The 15,648-nt window shown below is 64.3% G+C and carries 15 protein-coding genes; 10 read left to right on the top strand and 5 right to left on the bottom strand.

Annotated features, from left to right (window positions below; all coding sequences use genetic code 11):
• Positions 1 to 12 precede the first annotated feature (12 nt).
• Positions 13 to 1,869 (bottom strand): ABC transporter ATP-binding protein, encoded by a 1,857-nt coding sequence (locus tag GQ59_RS00780; protein ID WP_037076360.1) that lies wholly within the window; start codon positions 1,867 to 1,869, stop codon positions 13 to 15.
• Positions 1,870 to 2,250: 381 nt separating this feature from the next.
• Between GQ59_RS00780 and GQ59_RS00785 the strand changes: the two genes are divergently transcribed.
• The 3 genes from GQ59_RS00785 to GQ59_RS00795 all read left to right on the top strand — a co-directional run bounded on the left by GQ59_RS00785 (position 2,251) and on the right by GQ59_RS00795 (position 3,866).
• Complete coding sequence (locus GQ59_RS00785) at positions 2,251 to 2,736, top strand: tRNA (cytidine(34)-2'-O)-methyltransferase (protein ID WP_037076363.1); 486 nt, start codon at positions 2,251 to 2,253, stop codon at positions 2,734 to 2,736.
• Positions 2,737 to 2,799: 63 nt separating this feature from the next.
• On the top strand, positions 2,800 to 3,282 hold the full coding sequence (gene soxR, locus GQ59_RS00790) for a redox-sensitive transcriptional activator SoxR (RefSeq protein WP_162183273.1): 483 nt from the start codon (positions 2,800 to 2,802) through the stop codon (positions 3,280 to 3,282).
• A gap of 155 nt (positions 3,283 to 3,437) precedes the next feature.
• Positions 3,438 to 3,866, top strand: a complete 429-nt coding sequence (locus tag GQ59_RS00795; RefSeq protein ID WP_037076366.1) for a hypothetical protein — start codon at positions 3,438 to 3,440, stop codon at positions 3,864 to 3,866.
• A gap of 9 nt (positions 3,867 to 3,875) precedes the next feature.
• On the opposite strand, the gene GQ59_RS00800 is transcribed toward GQ59_RS00795, so the two are convergent.
• Positions 3,876 to 4,133: a hypothetical protein gene (locus tag GQ59_RS00800; protein WP_037076370.1), complete on the bottom strand. Its 258-nt coding sequence runs from the start codon at positions 4,131 to 4,133 to the stop codon at positions 3,876 to 3,878.
• Positions 4,134 to 4,308: 175 nt separating this feature from the next.
• Here GQ59_RS00800 and hemF point away from each other — a divergent pair, with 175 nt between their 5' ends.
• The 3 genes from hemF (at position 4,309) to GQ59_RS00815 (ending at position 5,914) form a co-directional block, all read left to right on the top strand.
• Positions 4,309 to 5,223 carry an oxygen-dependent coproporphyrinogen oxidase gene (hemF, locus tag GQ59_RS00805; protein ID WP_037076372.1) on the top strand — a complete coding sequence of 305 codons (915 nt, stop codon included), beginning with the start codon at positions 4,309 to 4,311 and terminating at the stop codon, positions 5,221 to 5,223.
• A 128-nt stretch (positions 5,224 to 5,351) separates the two neighbouring features.
• The gene (locus GQ59_RS00810; protein WP_037076374.1) at positions 5,352 to 5,618 is read left to right on the top strand and encodes a hypothetical protein; all 267 of its coding nucleotides are present in this window, start codon (positions 5,352 to 5,354) and stop codon (positions 5,616 to 5,618) included.
• Positions 5,619 to 5,722: 104 nt separating this feature from the next.
• Complete coding sequence (locus tag GQ59_RS00815) at positions 5,723 to 5,914, top strand: DUF1059 domain-containing protein (RefSeq protein WP_037076377.1); 192 nt, start codon at positions 5,723 to 5,725, stop codon at positions 5,912 to 5,914.
• A gap of 91 nt (positions 5,915 to 6,005) precedes the next feature.
• Here GQ59_RS00815 and GQ59_RS00820 read toward each other — a convergent pair whose 3' ends face one another.
• From GQ59_RS00820 to GQ59_RS00830, 3 genes are read right to left on the bottom strand one after another with little or no spacing between them, the layout of a single operon-like run.
• A complete protein-coding gene (locus GQ59_RS00820; protein WP_037076380.1) occupies positions 6,006 to 7,268 on the bottom strand; it encodes a CCA tRNA nucleotidyltransferase in 1,263 nt (420 codons plus the stop codon).
• Positions 7,265 to 7,900 (bottom strand): CoA pyrophosphatase, encoded by a 636-nt coding sequence (locus GQ59_RS00825; RefSeq protein ID WP_037076382.1) that lies wholly within the window; start codon positions 7,898 to 7,900, stop codon positions 7,265 to 7,267. The genes GQ59_RS00820 and GQ59_RS00825 overlap by 4 nt, the downstream gene beginning before the upstream one ends.
• Positions 7,897 to 8,520 carry a DUF1285 domain-containing protein gene (locus tag GQ59_RS00830; RefSeq protein WP_037076384.1) on the bottom strand — a complete coding sequence of 208 codons (624 nt, stop codon included), beginning with the start codon at positions 8,518 to 8,520 and terminating at the stop codon, positions 7,897 to 7,899. Before GQ59_RS00830 ends, GQ59_RS00825 begins: the two co-directional genes overlap by 4 nt.
• Before the next feature lie 247 nt (positions 8,521 to 8,767).
• Between GQ59_RS00830 and GQ59_RS00835 the strand changes: the two genes are divergently transcribed.
• From GQ59_RS00835 to GQ59_RS00850, 4 genes are read left to right on the top strand one after another with little or no spacing between them, the layout of a single operon-like run.
• Complete coding sequence (locus tag GQ59_RS00835) at positions 8,768 to 9,781, top strand: AAA family ATPase (protein ID WP_037076387.1); 1,014 nt, start codon at positions 8,768 to 8,770, stop codon at positions 9,779 to 9,781.
• Between the two features lie 25 nt (positions 9,782 to 9,806).
• Positions 9,807 to 10,730: a DUF58 domain-containing protein gene (locus tag GQ59_RS00840; protein ID WP_037076391.1), complete on the top strand. Its 924-nt coding sequence runs from the start codon at positions 9,807 to 9,809 to the stop codon at positions 10,728 to 10,730.
• Complete coding sequence (locus tag GQ59_RS00845) at positions 10,727 to 13,567, top strand: DUF4159 domain-containing protein (protein ID WP_037076394.1); 2,841 nt, start codon at positions 10,727 to 10,729, stop codon at positions 13,565 to 13,567. Before GQ59_RS00840 ends, GQ59_RS00845 begins: the two co-directional genes overlap by 4 nt.
• A gap of 12 nt (positions 13,568 to 13,579) precedes the next feature.
• Positions 13,580 to 15,646 carry a membrane protein gene (locus GQ59_RS00850; RefSeq protein WP_037076396.1) on the top strand — a complete coding sequence of 689 codons (2,067 nt, stop codon included), beginning with the start codon at positions 13,580 to 13,582 and terminating at the stop codon, positions 15,644 to 15,646.
• Positions 15,647 to 15,648 lie beyond the last annotated feature (2 nt).

Consider the following 15,648-nt stretch of genomic DNA (forward strand, 5'->3'; position numbering starts at 1 on the left):
GACGGCAGCGGATTACTCCGCCGCCGCCTCTTCGATCACGTCCTCATGGCCGATGAAGCCGCCGGACTGGCGGTTCCAGAGGTCGGCATAGATGCCGCCGGTGGCAACCAGCTCGCGGTGCGTGCCGGCCTCGATGATCCGGCCGCGGTCGAGCACGATCAGCCGGTCCATTTCGGTCAGCGTCGACAGCCGGTGGGCAATGGCGATCACCGTCTTGCCCTCCATCAGCGCGAACAGGTTCTCCTGGATCGCCGCTTCGACTTCGCTATCAAGCGCCGAGGTCGCCTCGTCGAGCACCAGGATCGGCGCGTCCTTCAGGAAGACGCGGGCAATCGCGATGCGCTGCCGCTGCCCGCCGGAAAGCTTCACGCCGCGTTCGCCAACATGCGCATCGAGACCCTTGCGTCCCTGCATGTCGGCAAGCCCGTCGATGAACTCCCAGGCATTCGCCCGCTTCGCCGCCTCGATGATGTCCGCATCGGTCGCGTCCGGCTTGCCGTAGGCGATGTTGTCGCGGATCGAGCGGTGCAGCAGCGAGGTATCCTGGGTGACCACGCCGATCAGCGAACGCAGGCTGTCCTGGGTCACGGTCGATATGTCCTGGCCATCGATGGTGATGCGGCCGCCCTCCAGATCGTAGAAGCGCAGCAGCAGGTTCATCAGCGTCGTCTTGCCGGCGCCGGAGCGGCCGACCAGACCGACCTTCTGACCGGCCGGGATATCGAGCGTCAGGCCTTCGATGACACCCTTGCCCTTGCCATAGTGGAAGTGCACGTTGTCGTAGCGGATATGACCCTTTTTCGCGGTGAGCGTCGAAGCACCCTTCTGGTCCACCACGTCATGCGCCTTGGTCATCATCGACATGCCGTCATAGACGGTGCCGATGTTTTCGAAGAGTGCCGACACTTCCCACATAACCCATTGCGACATGCCGTTGATGCGCATCGCAAGGCCGATGGCGATCGCGATCGCCCCGATCGAGATGGCGCCGTCCAGCCAGAACCAGATAGACAACGCGCCGACGGTAAACAGGGCAGCACAGTTGTAGAAGTAGACCAGCGCCTGGAAACCCGTCACCTTGCGCATCTGCGCATGTACGGTTTTCAGGAATACGTCCATCGCGTCTTGCGCATAGGCCTCTTCCCTTCCCGCATGCGAGAAGAGCTTGACGGTCGCGATATTCGTATAGCTGTCCACGACCCGACCGGTCATCATCGAGCGCGCATCCGCCTGTTCCGCCGAGATCTTCCGCAGACGCGGCACGTAATAGGCGACGGTGACCGAGTAGAAGACGATCCAGAGGACGAGCGGCACCGCAAGGCGCAGGTCGGCCGCCGCGACGATCGCGATCATCGAGACGAAGTAGGTGAAGACGTAGACGAATACGTCGAGCACCTTCATCACCGTTTCGCGGATGGCGAGCGAGGTCTGCATCACCTTGGTCGAGACGCGGCCGGCAAACTCGTTGGCGAAGAACGTCATCGAGTGGCGCAGCAGGAACCGGTGCATCTGCCAGCGGGCGATCATCGGGAAATTGCCCATCAGGATCTGGTGCATGATCAGCGAATTGAGGGTAGCGACCGCCGGCAGGCCGATCAGCACCACGAAGGCCATGAAGAACAGTTTCGGCCCTTCACTTTCAAGGAAGGTTGCCCGATCGGCATTGGTCAGCCAGTCGACGATATCGCCGAGGAACTGGAACAGCGCCACTTCGCCGATCGCAATCAGCATCGTACAGGTCGACATGATGACGACCCACGGCCAGACCGGCTTGGTATAGTGCCACAGGAAGGCCGCGAGGCCGGCGGGCGGTAGTGAGGGCGCTTCGTCCGGATAAGGATCAACGCGCCGTTCGAACCACGAGAACATGAAAAAAGCTCCGTAAATCGGATTGCCGTGCCGGCTCGGCACGCAAGGCGGCCGGAATCGGGCGGCGAAACTTAGGATATCGAGGCCGGATGCCGGCCACGTAACGAATCAGGAAAGGAGAAGTTTGCGAGAAACCGCGAAACGCCTAGGCCAGAAAGTGAGTAATCCGGCGGCGGAGGCGCGAAAGCACGGTCATATCCATGTAGGCCTCCTTGAATGGGCGTTGAGTAACGCAAGTCTTCTAACCTTTCGGACACAAATTGGGAAGAGCAAATCGCCGTATCCCGCCACCCTGAGCTTTTCTGTTGCCTGATCGTCACAGCCATGCCGCGCATCGAAAGGGCTTGAGACCGAACACCGGTTTCCCGTAAGGACGGGCATATGAGCAACATTTCCTCTGGCCTGCACATCGCCCTCTATCAGCCGGATATCGCCGGCAATACCGGCACGATCCTCCGGCTCGCCGCCTGCCTCGGCCTGTCGGTCGATATCATCGAGCCGGCCGGCTTCGACATTTCCGACCGGAACCTGAAGCGCTCCGGCATGGACTATCTGGACAGCGTCACGCTTGCTCGCCACGTCAACTGGCAGCGCTTCGACAAGTGGCGCAAGGCGAACGGCCGGCGCGTCGTGCTTGCCTCCACCAAGGCCGCCGTTCCCTATACCCGCTTCGAATTCAAGCCGGACGACATCCTGCTGTTCGGGCGCGAAAGCGCCGGCGTGCCTGATCACGTGCACGAGGCGGCCGACGCCCGTATCCTGATCCCGATGGTCGAAGGTCAGCGGTCCATCAACGTCGCCATGTCGGCGGCCATGATATCAGGCGAGGCGCTGCGGCAGACGGGTTTTTCTTCTTCATTGACCTAGGCTCCGGTTTTCTTTCAGGGAGCCTCTGCTATAAAACCTCAAGTAATATTGAGGTCAACAGCATTGACGAAGAAAAATCCAATTACCAGGCTGGAGCTGGAACTGACGGTCGGCGAAGTGGCGACACGCAGCGGTGTCGCGGTCTCGACCCTGCATTTCTACGAGACCAAGGGGCTGATCCAGAGCCGCCGCAACCGCGGCAACCAGCGCCGTTATCCCCGCGTCGTGCTGCGCCGGGTCGCGGTCATCAAGGTCGCCCAGAAGACCGGCATACCGCTTGCCGACATCGCCGAGGCGCTTTCCGTCCTGCCACACGACCGGCCGCTGACGGCAAAGGACTGGCAGCGCCTTTCGGAAACCTGGAAACGCCAGCTCGACGCGCGGATCGCGAGCCTCACGGCACTGCGCGACCACCTGACCGGCTGCATCGGCTGCGGCTGCCTGTCGATGGAGGACTGCCCGCTCAGGAACCCGCTCGACATGCTCGCAAAAAAGGGCGCGGGGGCGATCTTGCTGGAAGCGGACGAGCACGTGGCTGCGGATTGATTGCGCGGATAGCCTACACCCTGCTCCCGCCCGTTTAGCATCTTTCGAGAAACACATGTCAAACCGATCGAGGCCCATGGGCCAGACATCGGAGATCGCATATGTTTCCGCAATCGGGCTTCGTACTTCCCAGCCCCAGGCCATCAAGGACCCAGATGCGCAACCTGCTTTGCTACACGATGACTGTTGCCACCCTTGCCCTAACGGCTCCGTCCGTCCACGCTCAGGAGGCCGAGCACTATACCGCGGTCAGCAAGACGGCGATGAGCGTCACCGGGGACGTCTGGCTCGACGACTTCGGCATCACCTTCGAGAATGAGGAAACCCTGGAATTCTCCGATCTCGTTGCCGACAATTTCCGGGTGGACGGCAGGCGGGTGCCGGGATCGGTCTATCGCGTCGCCGAACCGGCCGATCCGGAGCTCGAAAACGGCAACCAGCTCTGCGGATCGGGCGACGTGACCTATGTCGCCAACTGGGCGTCGGCCAAGGGAATGTCGGCGATCGCCGTATTTACGGGAAGAAATCCGCCGAAGAGCAGCGCCGAAATGTGCGCGCTTTACACCTATGAGGACCCGAAGTGACGGCTCGGATCAATCCGCAGTCGGCAACCTGCGCATGGTGAATTCGATCTGGTCGCCTTCGAGCTGGCGCCAGCTTTCCACTTCCGTCCAGTAGGCTGCCTTCGGAAATTCGTGAAACCATTCGCGCGCCTTTTCGCGGGCTTCTTCCCGCGAGAGCTGGAAGGTCTGCCGTACGAACATGCCCTGGCGCTCGCCGGCTTTTTCCTGCCGGTGGCGATCGATCCTGCGTTTCAGCCCGTCGAGCGGCGGGGGTGTGAACTTTGCCATGAAAGCCTCTGATCAGCACCTGTTTATGCGGTAAAGATAATGCCAGGCGAGACGCTTTGCGAGTCTCATTTTCTACCTGCGACAACCGATGGAATGGTTCGCGAAAGCCAGAACTGCTAATCCCCGATCGGAAAAATGCGAATCGCGCCAAGGGGATGGCGAGAGGAATAGAGACATGGAACGGCCGGTATTGCCCAAGGGATTGCCCGAGGACATCGAAGACAAGAAGGCGGCGGCGAGAGCCTGGTTCGAGAGCCTGCGCGACACGATCTGCGCCTCGCTGGAAGGCCTCGAGGCCGAACTGACCGGACCTCTTTCCGATCAGGAGCCGGGCCGCTTCAAGCCCAAGGACTGGCTGCGCGACGGCGGTGCCGGCGGCGGCGGCAGGATGTCGATGATGGAGGGGCGCGTCTTCGAAAAAGTCGGCGTCCACACTTCGACGGTCCATGGCGAGTTTTCCGCCGATTTCCGCAGCCAGATGCCGGGCGCCGAGGAAGACCCGCGCTTCTGGGCGTCGGGCATCTCGCTGATCGCCCATCCGGTCAATCCCAACGTGCCGACCGTCCACATGAACACCCGCATGGTGGTCACCTCGAGCCAGTGGTTCGGCGGCGGAGCCGACCTTACCCCGGTCCTCGACCGCAGGCGTAGCCAGACGGACCCCGACAGCACGCTCTTCCACCGGGTCATGGAGATCACCTGCAAGCGCCACGAGGCGGTCGCCGACTATGATCGTTACAAGGCCTGGTGCGACGAGTATTTCTTCCTGAAGCACCGCAACGAACCCCGTGGCGTCGGCGGCATTTTCTTCGACTGGCTGCATCCGGCCGAGGAAAAAGGCGGCTGGGATGCGGATTTTGCCTTCGTGCAGGACGTCGGTCGGGCCTTCAATCTCGTCTATCCGAAGATCGTCCGTGCCAATTTCAACAAGCCATGGACGGAGTATGATCGCGACGAGCAACTGATCCGCCGCGGCCGCTATGTCGAATTCAACCTGCTCTACGACCGTGGCACCATTTTCGGGTTGAAGACCGGCGGCAACGTCGAGTCCATTCTGTCGTCACTGCCTCCGGTTGTAAGGTGGCCTTAGATCAAGGATCACAAAATTAACGATTTTGGGGTATAAACGGGCTCCAATATCTCATCCTTAACAAATGCGATTTCGGAATCGATGCGATGATGGTAGCGTCCCCTTGGTTGTACCGGAGGAGGATCGCCATGATGGCACCGAATAGCATGCCAATGCCGGATGCGTCTGAGGACAAGGACGCCCGTTCCCTTGATACCGCTGACATGATCGACCGCCTCGCGACGGAAATGCGCGCGAGAACCGGTGGTGAACTCCCCCATTCCTTTTATGTGGACCAGGTAAGGCGCCAGCTTGCCGGCAAGTCGGTTGCCATGTCGGCCGCCAATGACGAGGCGGCGCGGGAAAAGGGTCAGGAACAGGCTTCCGTCTTCCACGCCTGGGCGCTTTCCGAATAAACGTCGGGAACGGTCCTTGTAGTTTCCGAGTTATCGAGACTGGCGCCGGCGGATAATGGGAGATATCCGCCGCCTCCAGTCCAACGCTAACAGGAGGAAATGTCATGCGACTGTTCGAATGCGGGACGCTCGTGCCCGGTTGCCAGTGGCATACCCGTGCCGACGAGGACGCCGAAGTGGTCCGCCGCGCCGTGGAGCATCTGCGCACGGTGCACGGCGAAGAGATCATTCGCGAAAACATGGTCGAGAACATCAAGGCGCGCATTCGCGACGAAAACGGCGCGGCCGCGGCCTGACGCCGAGCGCGCTCCAAGGCGCAAGCCGTTCTGCCGCAGAACGCTCGCGGCCTCACTTCCGAGCGATGTCAGGGCAGCGAGTTGCCTGACATCAGAGCGAACTCCGGATCATATCCTCCAGCCGGGCGGTCAGCGCCGCCCGGTCCAGGGTGAAATTGCGCTCCACCCAGAAGTCTTCCAGTTCCTTCAGAATTTCCCCCACCCGCTTTCCGGCGGGCACGCCGGCTGCGACGACATCGGCGCCGCCGAGTGGAAAGACCGGCTTCGCGTAGTTCTCCGCCCTCTTCAGCAATACCGACAGCCGCGCGGATCTGCGCATCGCCGCCGGATCGCCTTCGGCCGCGGTTCGCGCAGAGGCAAGCGCGAGTTTCAGCCGCATGACCAGCCCCTCCGCACCTTGCCGGTAGAGCAGCCGGTCAAAGCCGACATCAGTCACCTCGTCCGGTGGCACCGGCGCATTCGCCCAGGTAGCAAGCTGCGCGGCCTCCGCATTCGACATCTTGAGCCGCTTCGCGAGGGCATCCAGCCTCTCGACATCCGGCGGAACGATCGCCGCCAGCCGCAATATCGGATCGAGCGCCCAGCCGAGCGACTTCTCGGCCGCCACGAGGCCGTGGATGCCGTCGATACCCCACTTTTCCGTCTCCGGCAGGATTTCGGTGAGCACGCCTGCCTGCCGCATCCACAGCAGCGCGCGGGAAGGATCAGCGGCGGACAGCAGCTTCTTGGTTTCCGCCCAGACCCGCTCGGCCGATAGCGTCGAAAGCTTGTCCTTGGCGCGAGCGCAGGCCCGCAAGCCATCCGCATCCGGCCGGCCGGACCCGTAGTGGGCAAAGAAGCGGAAGAAGCGCAGGATGCGCAGGTAGTCCTCGGCGATCCGCTCGGCAGCCTCGCCGATGAAGCGGATGGTGCGCGTCTCGATATCCGGAATTCCGTTCACAAGATCGATCACCGTGCCCTGAGCGTCCGCATAAAGCGCGTTGATCGTCAGATCCCGCCGTTCCGCATCCGCCTGCCAGTCGGTGCCGAAGGCGACCTTGGCGCGCCGGCCGTCGGTCTCGATATCGCGCCGCAACGTCGTGACTTCGAAGCCGTGGCCGTCGATGACAAGCGTTACGGTGCCGTGCTCGAAACCGGTCGGTACCGCCTTGATCCCGCCCGCGACCGCGCGCTCGACGACCTTTTCCGGACGAAGCGTGGTGGCGACGTCGACATCGGCAACGGGAAGCCCCATCAGCGCATTGCGCACCGCACCGCCCGCCACCCGCGCCTCGCCGCCGTCGGCATTGAGGAGGGTCAGGATGCGCTGCAGCGCCGGATCCCGGAACCAGGCCTCGTCGGCTACACTGGTCATGCATAAAGCCTTTCATAGAGCGTGCGCAGGATACCCGCGGTAATGCCCCATATGTTTCGGTCCTCGTAGGGCATCACGTAGAAATGCCGCTCCTTGCCGTCCCATTCGCGGCTGCCGCGCTGGTGGTTGGCGTCGTTCATCAGGAACGACAGCGGAACCTCGAATACGTCGTCCACCTCGGCCGGATTGGGCGTGATCTCGAAGCCGCGCCTGACCACGGAGAGCACCGGCGTTATGCGGAAACCCGTCGCCGCGTAATAGGTCGGCAGGCGCGACAGCGTTTCGACGAAGGAACGGTCGAGGCCGATCTCTTCTTCCGCCTCGCGCAGCGCCGCCTGTTCCGGCGACCTGTCCTCCGGATCGATCCCGCCGCCGGGAAAGGCGATCTGGCCGGAATGCTTGCGCATCGTCGATGTCCGCTGCGTCAGGATCACCTTCGCCTCGTCGCCGTCGTCGACGACGGGCACCAGCACCGCCGCGTCCTTCAGCTTCAGCCCCGAGGCGAAATCCACCAGCGTCGGATTGAGCAGATGGTCGCCGTGATCGCGCCAGGCATGGTCGATCGGCCCGCCGTTCTGGTTCAGCGCCCGGCGGCGGAAATCGCCGGCTGAAAAGAGGGGAAAGTCACTCATTGCGATAAGGCGTCCAATTCGGCCTTGGGCATCACGGGAAAGACCTCCGTTCCGGAGCGGACGGAGAACATCGGCACCCCGTCTATCACGATCGCCTCGCCCAGTTCCACGAGATCGTACATGACCGCGCGGGAAACGAGCGCCTCCAGTCGGCCGCGCACCGTGAGATAGGGTTTCAGCTCGCGGTTTTCGCCCGAGATTTCGAAGCGCAGGGGATGTTCCGCGCCTGCCTCGACCACATCACCGACATTTGTCCTGAACGTGAGCAGCTGCCGGCCCTCACGTTGCGTCACCTGCATCTCGACCGCGAGGAAGGGCGCGTCCACCACCCGGATGCCGACTTTTTCCACAGGTGTTACGAGGTAGGTCCTGCCGTCCTCGTCCCTGCGCAGCACCGTTGAAAACAGCCGCACCAGCGGTGCGCGGCCGATCGGCGTGCCCATATAGAACCAGGTGCCGTCGGCACGGATTTCCATGTCGATATCGCCGCAGAAGGGTGGATTCCACTTGTCGACGGGCGGCAAACCGCGCTTTCCGTCGCCGGTTTGCTCGGAAGCGCGCGAAATCAGGGCCGCAAGCCCTGCGGCATCGGGTGCCGAATTTATCGTCTGCGCTGCCATCTTTCAGTCCCGGTTCGACCTTAAGCATTCACCAAAGCAATTGTTCCTCACGAGATAGTCATTCAATACGTGCTTGTCAGCCATGTTTCGGGGAATAAGTTTGATCGGATAAGCCGGATGCTGCGATGCAGCGATTCGATGCCGGGATATGAGAGCCCGGTCTTGGAAAGCCAGTCGGTTTCTGAGTGCCTGCCGGTTCTGGATGCCAGCCAGTTTTGGATGCCAGTTTTCGATGATGGAGAGCGACATGGGCCTGATGAATTCCACCGATACCGTCCTCGATGAGAAAGCCATCATCGCCGCCGCCGAAATGGCCCTTTCAGACATCGCCGCCATCCGAGCCGAAATCGCCAAGGTGATCTTCGGTCAGGAAAAGGTGGTCGAGAACACGCTGCTGGCCGTCCTCTCCGGTGGACATGCACTGCTCGTCGGCGTGCCCGGCCTTGCCAAGACCAAGCTCGTCACCACGCTCGGCACCGTGCTCGGTCTCGGCGCCAACCGCATCCAGTTTACCCCCGACCTGATGCCCTCCGACATTCTCGGCTCGGAAGTGATGGATACGGACGATGCCGGCCGCCGCTCCTTCCGCTTCATCAAGGGCCCGGTCTTCGCCCAGTTGCTGATGGCCGACGAAATCAACCGCGCCTCGCCACGCACCCAGTCGGCGCTGCTGCAGTCCATGCAGGAATACCATATCACGGTGGCCGGCCAGCGTTACGATCTGCCCGCCCCCTTCCACGTGCTCGCGACCCAGAACCCGCTGGAGCAGGAGGGCACCTATCCGCTGCCGGAAGCGCAGCTCGACCGCTTCCTGCTGCAGGTCGACGTGCTTTATCCGGAACTTGCCGCCGAGCGGCAGATCCTGCTCGAAACCACCGGCCTTTCCGAATCCAAGGCGCGTGGCGTCATCGACGCTGCCCGCCTCCAGGAAATCCAGGTGCTGATCCGCCAGATGCCGGTCAGCGACAAGGTGGTCGACGCGATCCTGTCGCTGGTGCGCTCCGCTCGCCCCGGCCATGGCAATGCCCATACCGACAAGCATGTCGCCTGGGGTCCCGGCCCGCGCGCCGGCCAGTCGCTGATGCTGACGGCCCGTGCCCGTGCCCTCTACGAAGGCCGTCTCGCACCATCGCTCGACGACGTCTATGCGCTTGCCGAGCCGGTGCTGGAACACCGCATGGCGCTGACCTTTGCGGCACGCGCCGAAGGCATGTCGGTCCGCGACGTCATCGCCGGTCTGGTGAAGCAGGCCCGCGGCTAAGTCCGCCGGCTAGAAAGGAACCTGCGTGGCATCCACCATTGGCCAGATCGTAGAGCAGACACCGAGTAGCGAACTCCTCTCCCGAGCCCAGGCCCGCGCGACGCTTGTGCCGGACTGCATGGTGGAAGCCAAGCGCATCGCCAACACGGTGATCGCCGGCTGGCATGGCCGCCGCAAGCGCGGCATCGGCGAAAATTTCTGGCAGTTCCGGCCATATGCCGAAGGCGAAAGCCTGTCTCGCATCGACTGGCGTCGCTCCGCCCGCGACGACCATACCTATGTCCGCGAACGCGAATGGGAAGCCGCCCACACCGTCTGGCTCTGGGCCGACATGTCGCCGTCGATGATGTACAAGTCGACGCTCGCCATTGCCTCGAAGGAAAGCCGGGCGCTGGTGCTGATGCTGGCGCTGGCCGAAATCCTTGCCCGATCCGGAGAGCGGATCGGCTGCCCCGGCATCATGGAGCCGGTATCGGCCCGCAACGCCGCCGAACGGCTCGCCGCCTCGATCATGCACGCACCGTTGACGACCGGCCTGCCGGACACCGCGATGATCCGCGGCCATAGCGACATCGTGCTGATCGGCGATTTCCTCGACGACGCCGACCGGGTGATGGAACGCATTGCCCCGCTCGGCCGCCGCGGCCTGCGTGGCCATGTGGTCGAGATCGCCGATCCGGCAGAGGAGACCTTCCCCTATACCGGCCGCACCGAGTTCACCGATCCCGAAACCGGCGAAAAGCTCGTCTCCGGCCGCGCCGAGATGATACGCGAGGATTACCAGCGCGCCTATTTCGCCCGCCGCGATGCGCTGGGTGAATCGCTGCGTCGCCTCGGCTGGAGTTTTGTCTTCCACCGGACCGATCATCTCGCCTCCGAGGCACTGGTCGCCGTGCATGGTTACCTGTCCGGCTTGCCGGCGCAAAAACCCGGCGGAGGCAGGTCATGAGCGCGCTCATCTTCGCAAATCCCGCCATTCTCCTCGGCCTGATCGCGCTGCCGGTCATCTGGTGGCTGCTGCGGCTCACCCCGCCGCGCCCGAAGGCGGAAGTCTTCCCACCGCTCCGGATTCTGGCAACGGTCCTGAAGCGCGAGGAAACGCCGTCGAAGAGCCCCTGGTGGCTGACTCTGCTGCGCATGGCTCTGGCCGCCGCCGTGATTCTGGCGATCGCCGACCCGGTCATGAACCCACGCGCCAATTCCCTGAATTCCGGTGGGCCGCTGGTGCTTGTCGTCGACAATAGCTGGGCGACCGCGGCCGACTGGGAGCGCCGCGTCCAGACCGCCAACCTGTTGATCGATGACGCCGAAAGCGCCGACGTGCCGGTGTCCATCACCTTCACGGCCGATGCCAGCCATGAGGCCGTGCCCGGCACCGCAGCGGCTGCCCGCGACAAGCTGACGGCCGCCACTCCCAGGCCTCTGGTTCCCGATCGCGCCCGCACCGCCCAGGCGATCAGGGAGGCGATGAACGGCACCCGTCCCGGCACCCTCGCCATCCTCTCCGACGGCATGGCCGCCGCAAGCGACGACGAGGCGATGTCGGCGCTATCCGCCCTCTCGCCCGCCGAAATGCGGCTGATCGAGGGCGACGGCCACAGCGCCGTGGCGCTGACCGACGCGGTCAACAACGCCGCCGCCATGTCGGTGACCGCGACGCGCCTCTCGACCGCATCGGCGCAGCAGATGAACGTCAACGCCCTGGACGCGCAAGGCCGCGCGCTCGCCTCCGGTACGCTGCGCTTCGATGCAGGTGCCGCGACCGCCACCGCCGAGATCGCCTCGCCGTTCGAACTGCGCAATGATTTCGCCCGCCTCAATATCGACGGGCTTGCCACGGCCGGCGCAGCACACCTGCTCGACGATGGCTTCAAGCGCCGCCGCATCGCGCTTCTCGCCGGCGAAAGCGGCAGCGATTTCCAGCCGCTCCTGCAGCCGCTCTATTACATCAGCCGCGCGCTCCTGCCTTATGCGGACGTCATCCAGCCGAACACCGCCGATCTTTCGGTCGCCATCCCGCAGATCCTGCAGGGCAATCCGTCCGCCATCATCCTCGCCGATGTCGGTCGCCTCCCTGCGGAAACCTATGCGCCGCTGCAGCGATGGATCGCTCAAGGCGGCACGCTGATCCGCTTTGCCGGTCCGCGCCTTGCCGCCGCCCCCGCCGACGATCCGCTGGTGCCGGTCATCCTGCGCCAGGGCGAACGCGCTCTCGGCGGCGCCATGTCCTGGTCCGAGCCGCAGTCGCTCGCAGATTTCCCGGGTTTCGGCCCCTTCGCAGGTTTGCCGCGCGCCGCCGACATCACGGTCACCCGTCAGGTTCTCGCCGAACCGACGCCGGATCTTGCCGAACGCACCTGGGCAAGCCTTGCCGACGGAACGCCGCTCGTCACCGAAAAGGAAGTCGAGGCCGGCCGCATCGTGCTCTTCCACACCAGCGCTGAGGCAACCTGGTCGAACCTGCCGCTGTCCGGCAATTTCGTCGAAATGCTCCGCCGCCTGGTGCAACTCGCCCGCGCCGGCGGTGCCGCTTCGTCCGGCTCGGCAGCGGAGGGGACCGCAGCGACCCTGGCGCCCTACCGGCTGCTCACCGCCGACGGCGTCCTCACCACAGAAACCGGAACGGCCCGTCCGATCGCGATTGCGGCCAACCAGGTGCCGGTCGCAAGCTTCGACCATCCGCCGGGTCTTTACGGCACCGAGGACGGTTTCTCTGCCGTCAACCTGCTGGCACCGAAGACCGTCATAGCCCGCTTCGATCCGACCACGGCCGGCCGGCCGCTGGTGCGCGAAGGTCTTGCGGGCGGCGAAGCCGTGTCGCTGCGCCCCGCCCTTTTCGCAGCCGCCTTCGCGCTCCTGATCCTTGACAGTCTCGTGGTGCTCTTCATGAACGGCGCCTTCTCCCGCGTGCCGACCCGCAGCCGGACAGCCGGCAGTGCTGCGGCGATGATCGCCGCACTCGCTTTCGGCCTCTTCGCCCTGATGCCCGGCCAATCGCAAGCGCAGGAAATGGCGCCCGGCGCCGGCGCCAAGCCCGGTGACGAGCAGATTCTCGAACGGCTGGATACGACCCACCTCGCCTATGTCGTGACAGGCGAGAGGGACGTCGACAGCATTTCCGAACAGGGACTCGAGGGCCTCAGCCAGTTCCTGACCTACCGCACGACGCTGGAACCCGGCGCCCCTGTCGGTCTCGACATCACCAAGGACGAACTCGCCTTTTACCCGATCATCTACTGGCCGATCTCCGCCACCGCGCCGATGCCCAGCCAAGCGGCGATCTCCCGCATTGACGCCTACATGCGCAATGGCGGCACGGTGCTCTTCGACACCCGCGACCAGTATTCGTCGCTCGACGGCGGCGGCACCACGCCGAATGGCGAGCGGCTGCAGGCGATCCTCGCCAATATCGACATCCCGCCGCTGGAGCCGACGCCTGCCGACCATGTGCTGACCCGTTCCTTCTACCTGCTCACCAATTTCCCCGGCCGCTATACCGGCAGCCCGCTCTGGGTCGAGGCGCGGCAGGAAGCCAAGAATACCGGCGCCCAGCTCTCTTCCAGCGGCGACGGCGTCACCCCGCTGCTGATCACCGGCAACGATTTCGCCGGCGCCTGGGCCGTGGACAGTCAGGGTGGATCCGTGCTGCCCACCGTCCCCCCGGACGAGATGCAGCGCGAATACGCCTATCGCTCCGGCGTCAACATCATGATGTACATGCTGACCGGCAATTACAAAGCCGACCAGGTGCATGTCCCGGCGCTTCTCGAACGGCTTGGCCAGTAAGGACAGCCGAACATGGCCATCGAATTCGCACCCTTCTTCTCCTGGCCGATCCTCGCCGCGCTCGGCGTCTTCGCGCTGATCCTCGCAGGCCTTGCCTTCTGGCGCGGCATTCGCGGCGCCACCTTGCGCACGCTGGCGCTCGCCGCCCTGCTTCTGGCGCTCGCCAACCCGACGCTCTTGCAGGAGGATCGCGACCAGCTTTCGACCGTGGTGCCGATCATCGTCGACCGCTCGCAGAGCCAGGATACCGCCCAGCGCAAGGAACAGACCGACGAGGCGCTCGTGAGCCTCCAGGATCGCTTCTCCCGCTACCCGCGCATCGAGACGCGCGTCGTCGAGGTCGATGACGACGGCGATTCCGATACACCGTCCACCAAGCTTTTCACCGCCCTGCGTTCGGCGATCTCAGACGTACCGCCGGCCCGTATCGGCGGCGCGGTCCTCCTCACCGACGGCCAGATCCACGACCTGCCCGGCATCAATCAGGACCTCGGCTTCAACGCCCCCGTCCATGGCCTGATCACCGGAAAGCCGGACGAGTTCGACCGCCGCGTCGAAGTGGTCCGTGCCCCGCGCTTCGGCATCGTCGGCGAGGAACAGGAACTGACGCTGCGGGTCTTCGACGACGGCCGCACCGGCGGCGGGCCGGCGCAAGTCACCGTGCGCATGAACGGCCAGCAGACAGCAACGCTGCGCGCCACGCCCGGCCAGGAGACACCCTTCTCTTTCACCGTGCCGCGCGGCGGCAACAATGTCATGGAGTTTTCGGTCGCCGAGCTTCCGGGCGAGGTGACCATCGCCAACAACCGCGCCGTCCACGTCATCGACGGCATCCGCCAGAACCTGCGCGTGCTGCTCGTCTCCGGCGAGCCGCATGCGGGCGAGCGTGCCTGGCGTAACCTGTTGAAGTCCGACGCCTCGGTGGATCTCGTCCACTTCACCATTCTGCGCCCGCCGGAAAAGCAGGATGGCACGCCGATCAACGAACTGTCGCTGATCGCCTTCCCGACCCGCGAACTGTTCGTCGAGAAGATCAAGGATTTCGACCTGATCATCTTCGACCGCTACAAGCACCGCGGCGTGCTGCCGATCCTCTATTACGACTACATCGCCCAGTACGTGAACAATGGCGGCGCGCTGCTGATCGCCGCCGGCCCCGAACATGCCGGCGAGGATTCGATCGCCTCGACGCCGCTCGAACAGGTCCTGCCGGCCGCGCCGACCGGCGAAGTGCACAGCGCCGCCTTCTATCCGCATCTGTCGCCGGAGGGCGAAAAGCACCCCGTGACCCGCGGGCTCGACGGCTCCAACGCCAATCCGCCCGCCTGGGGCCGCTGGTTCCGCACCATCGACGTCGACACGCCGCAGGGCCAGACGGTCATGGAAGGCGACGGCGACCGCCCGCTTCTCGTGCTGAACCGCCAGGGCGAAGGCCGCGTCGCCATGTTGCTGTCCGACCAGGGCTGGCTCTGGGCCCGCGGTTTCGAAGGCGGCGGCCCGCATGTGTCGCTCTATCGCCGCATCGCACACTGGCTGATGAAGGAACCGGAACTTGAGGAAGAGGCGCTGACCGCCCGCGCGGTCGGCCGCACGCTCGAAGCGACCCGCCAGACGATCGGCGACGATCCCGGCCCGGCCACCATCAAATACCCGTCCGGCCGTACCGAGACCGTGCCGATGACGGCAGCCGGCCCCGGCCAGTACCGGCTCGAACGCCGCATGGAAGAGACCGGTCTGTTCGAGGTCACCAACGGCCAGTTCTCGACGCTGGTGCATGTCGGCACCGTAGATGCACCGGAATTCAAGGCGATGATCTCGACCGAAGCCACGCTGAAGCCCTATGCCGACAAGACCCGCGGCCTCGTCACCCGCGTCGCGTCCGGAGACAGCATCTCGCTGCCGGATATCCTGCCGGTACGCGGCGAAGTGCGCGTCCACGATCCCGACCGCATGGTCATCCGCATGACCGATGAGACGGTGCTGCGCGGCATCAACACGCTGCCGCTGTTTGCCGGTTTCGCCGGCCTCTCCGCCCTGCTCTTCGCGGTCGCGGCCATGTGGTGGCGCGAGGGTCGCTAAAG

This window comes from Neorhizobium vignae (assembly GCF_000732195.1).
Classification (GTDB): Bacteria; Pseudomonadota; Alphaproteobacteria; order Rhizobiales; family Rhizobiaceae; genus Neorhizobium; species Neorhizobium vignae.

Coding starts and splice junctions, on each gene's coding strand:
- GQ59_RS00780 (WP_037076360.1), bottom strand. CDS start 1,869: ATGTTCTCGTGGTTCGAACGGCGCGTTGATCCTTATCCGGACGAAGCG.
- GQ59_RS00785 (WP_037076363.1), top strand. CDS start 2,251: ATGAGCAACATTTCCTCTGGCCTGCACATCGCCCTCTATCAGCCGGAT.
- GQ59_RS00795 (WP_037076366.1), top strand. CDS start 3,438: ATGCGCAACCTGCTTTGCTACACGATGACTGTTGCCACCCTTGCCCTA.
- GQ59_RS00800 (WP_037076370.1), bottom strand. CDS start 4,133: ATGGCAAAGTTCACACCCCCGCCGCTCGACGGGCTGAAACGCAGGATC.
- hemF (WP_037076372.1), top strand. CDS start 4,309: ATGGAACGGCCGGTATTGCCCAAGGGATTGCCCGAGGACATCGAAGAC.
- GQ59_RS00810 (WP_037076374.1), top strand. CDS start 5,352: ATGATGGCACCGAATAGCATGCCAATGCCGGATGCGTCTGAGGACAAG.
- GQ59_RS00815 (WP_037076377.1), top strand. CDS start 5,723: ATGCGACTGTTCGAATGCGGGACGCTCGTGCCCGGTTGCCAGTGGCAT.
- GQ59_RS00820 (WP_037076380.1), bottom strand. CDS start 7,268: ATGACCAGTGTAGCCGACGAGGCCTGGTTCCGGGATCCGGCGCTGCAG.
- GQ59_RS00825 (WP_037076382.1), bottom strand. CDS start 7,900: ATGAGTGACTTTCCCCTCTTTTCAGCCGGCGATTTCCGCCGCCGGGCG.
- GQ59_RS00830 (WP_037076384.1), bottom strand. CDS start 8,520: ATGGCAGCGCAGACGATAAATTCGGCACCCGATGCCGCAGGGCTTGCG.
- GQ59_RS00835 (WP_037076387.1), top strand. CDS start 8,768: ATGGGCCTGATGAATTCCACCGATACCGTCCTCGATGAGAAAGCCATC.
- GQ59_RS00845 (WP_037076394.1), top strand. CDS start 10,727: ATGAGCGCGCTCATCTTCGCAAATCCCGCCATTCTCCTCGGCCTGATC.
- GQ59_RS00850 (WP_037076396.1), top strand. CDS start 13,580: ATGGCCATCGAATTCGCACCCTTCTTCTCCTGGCCGATCCTCGCCGCG.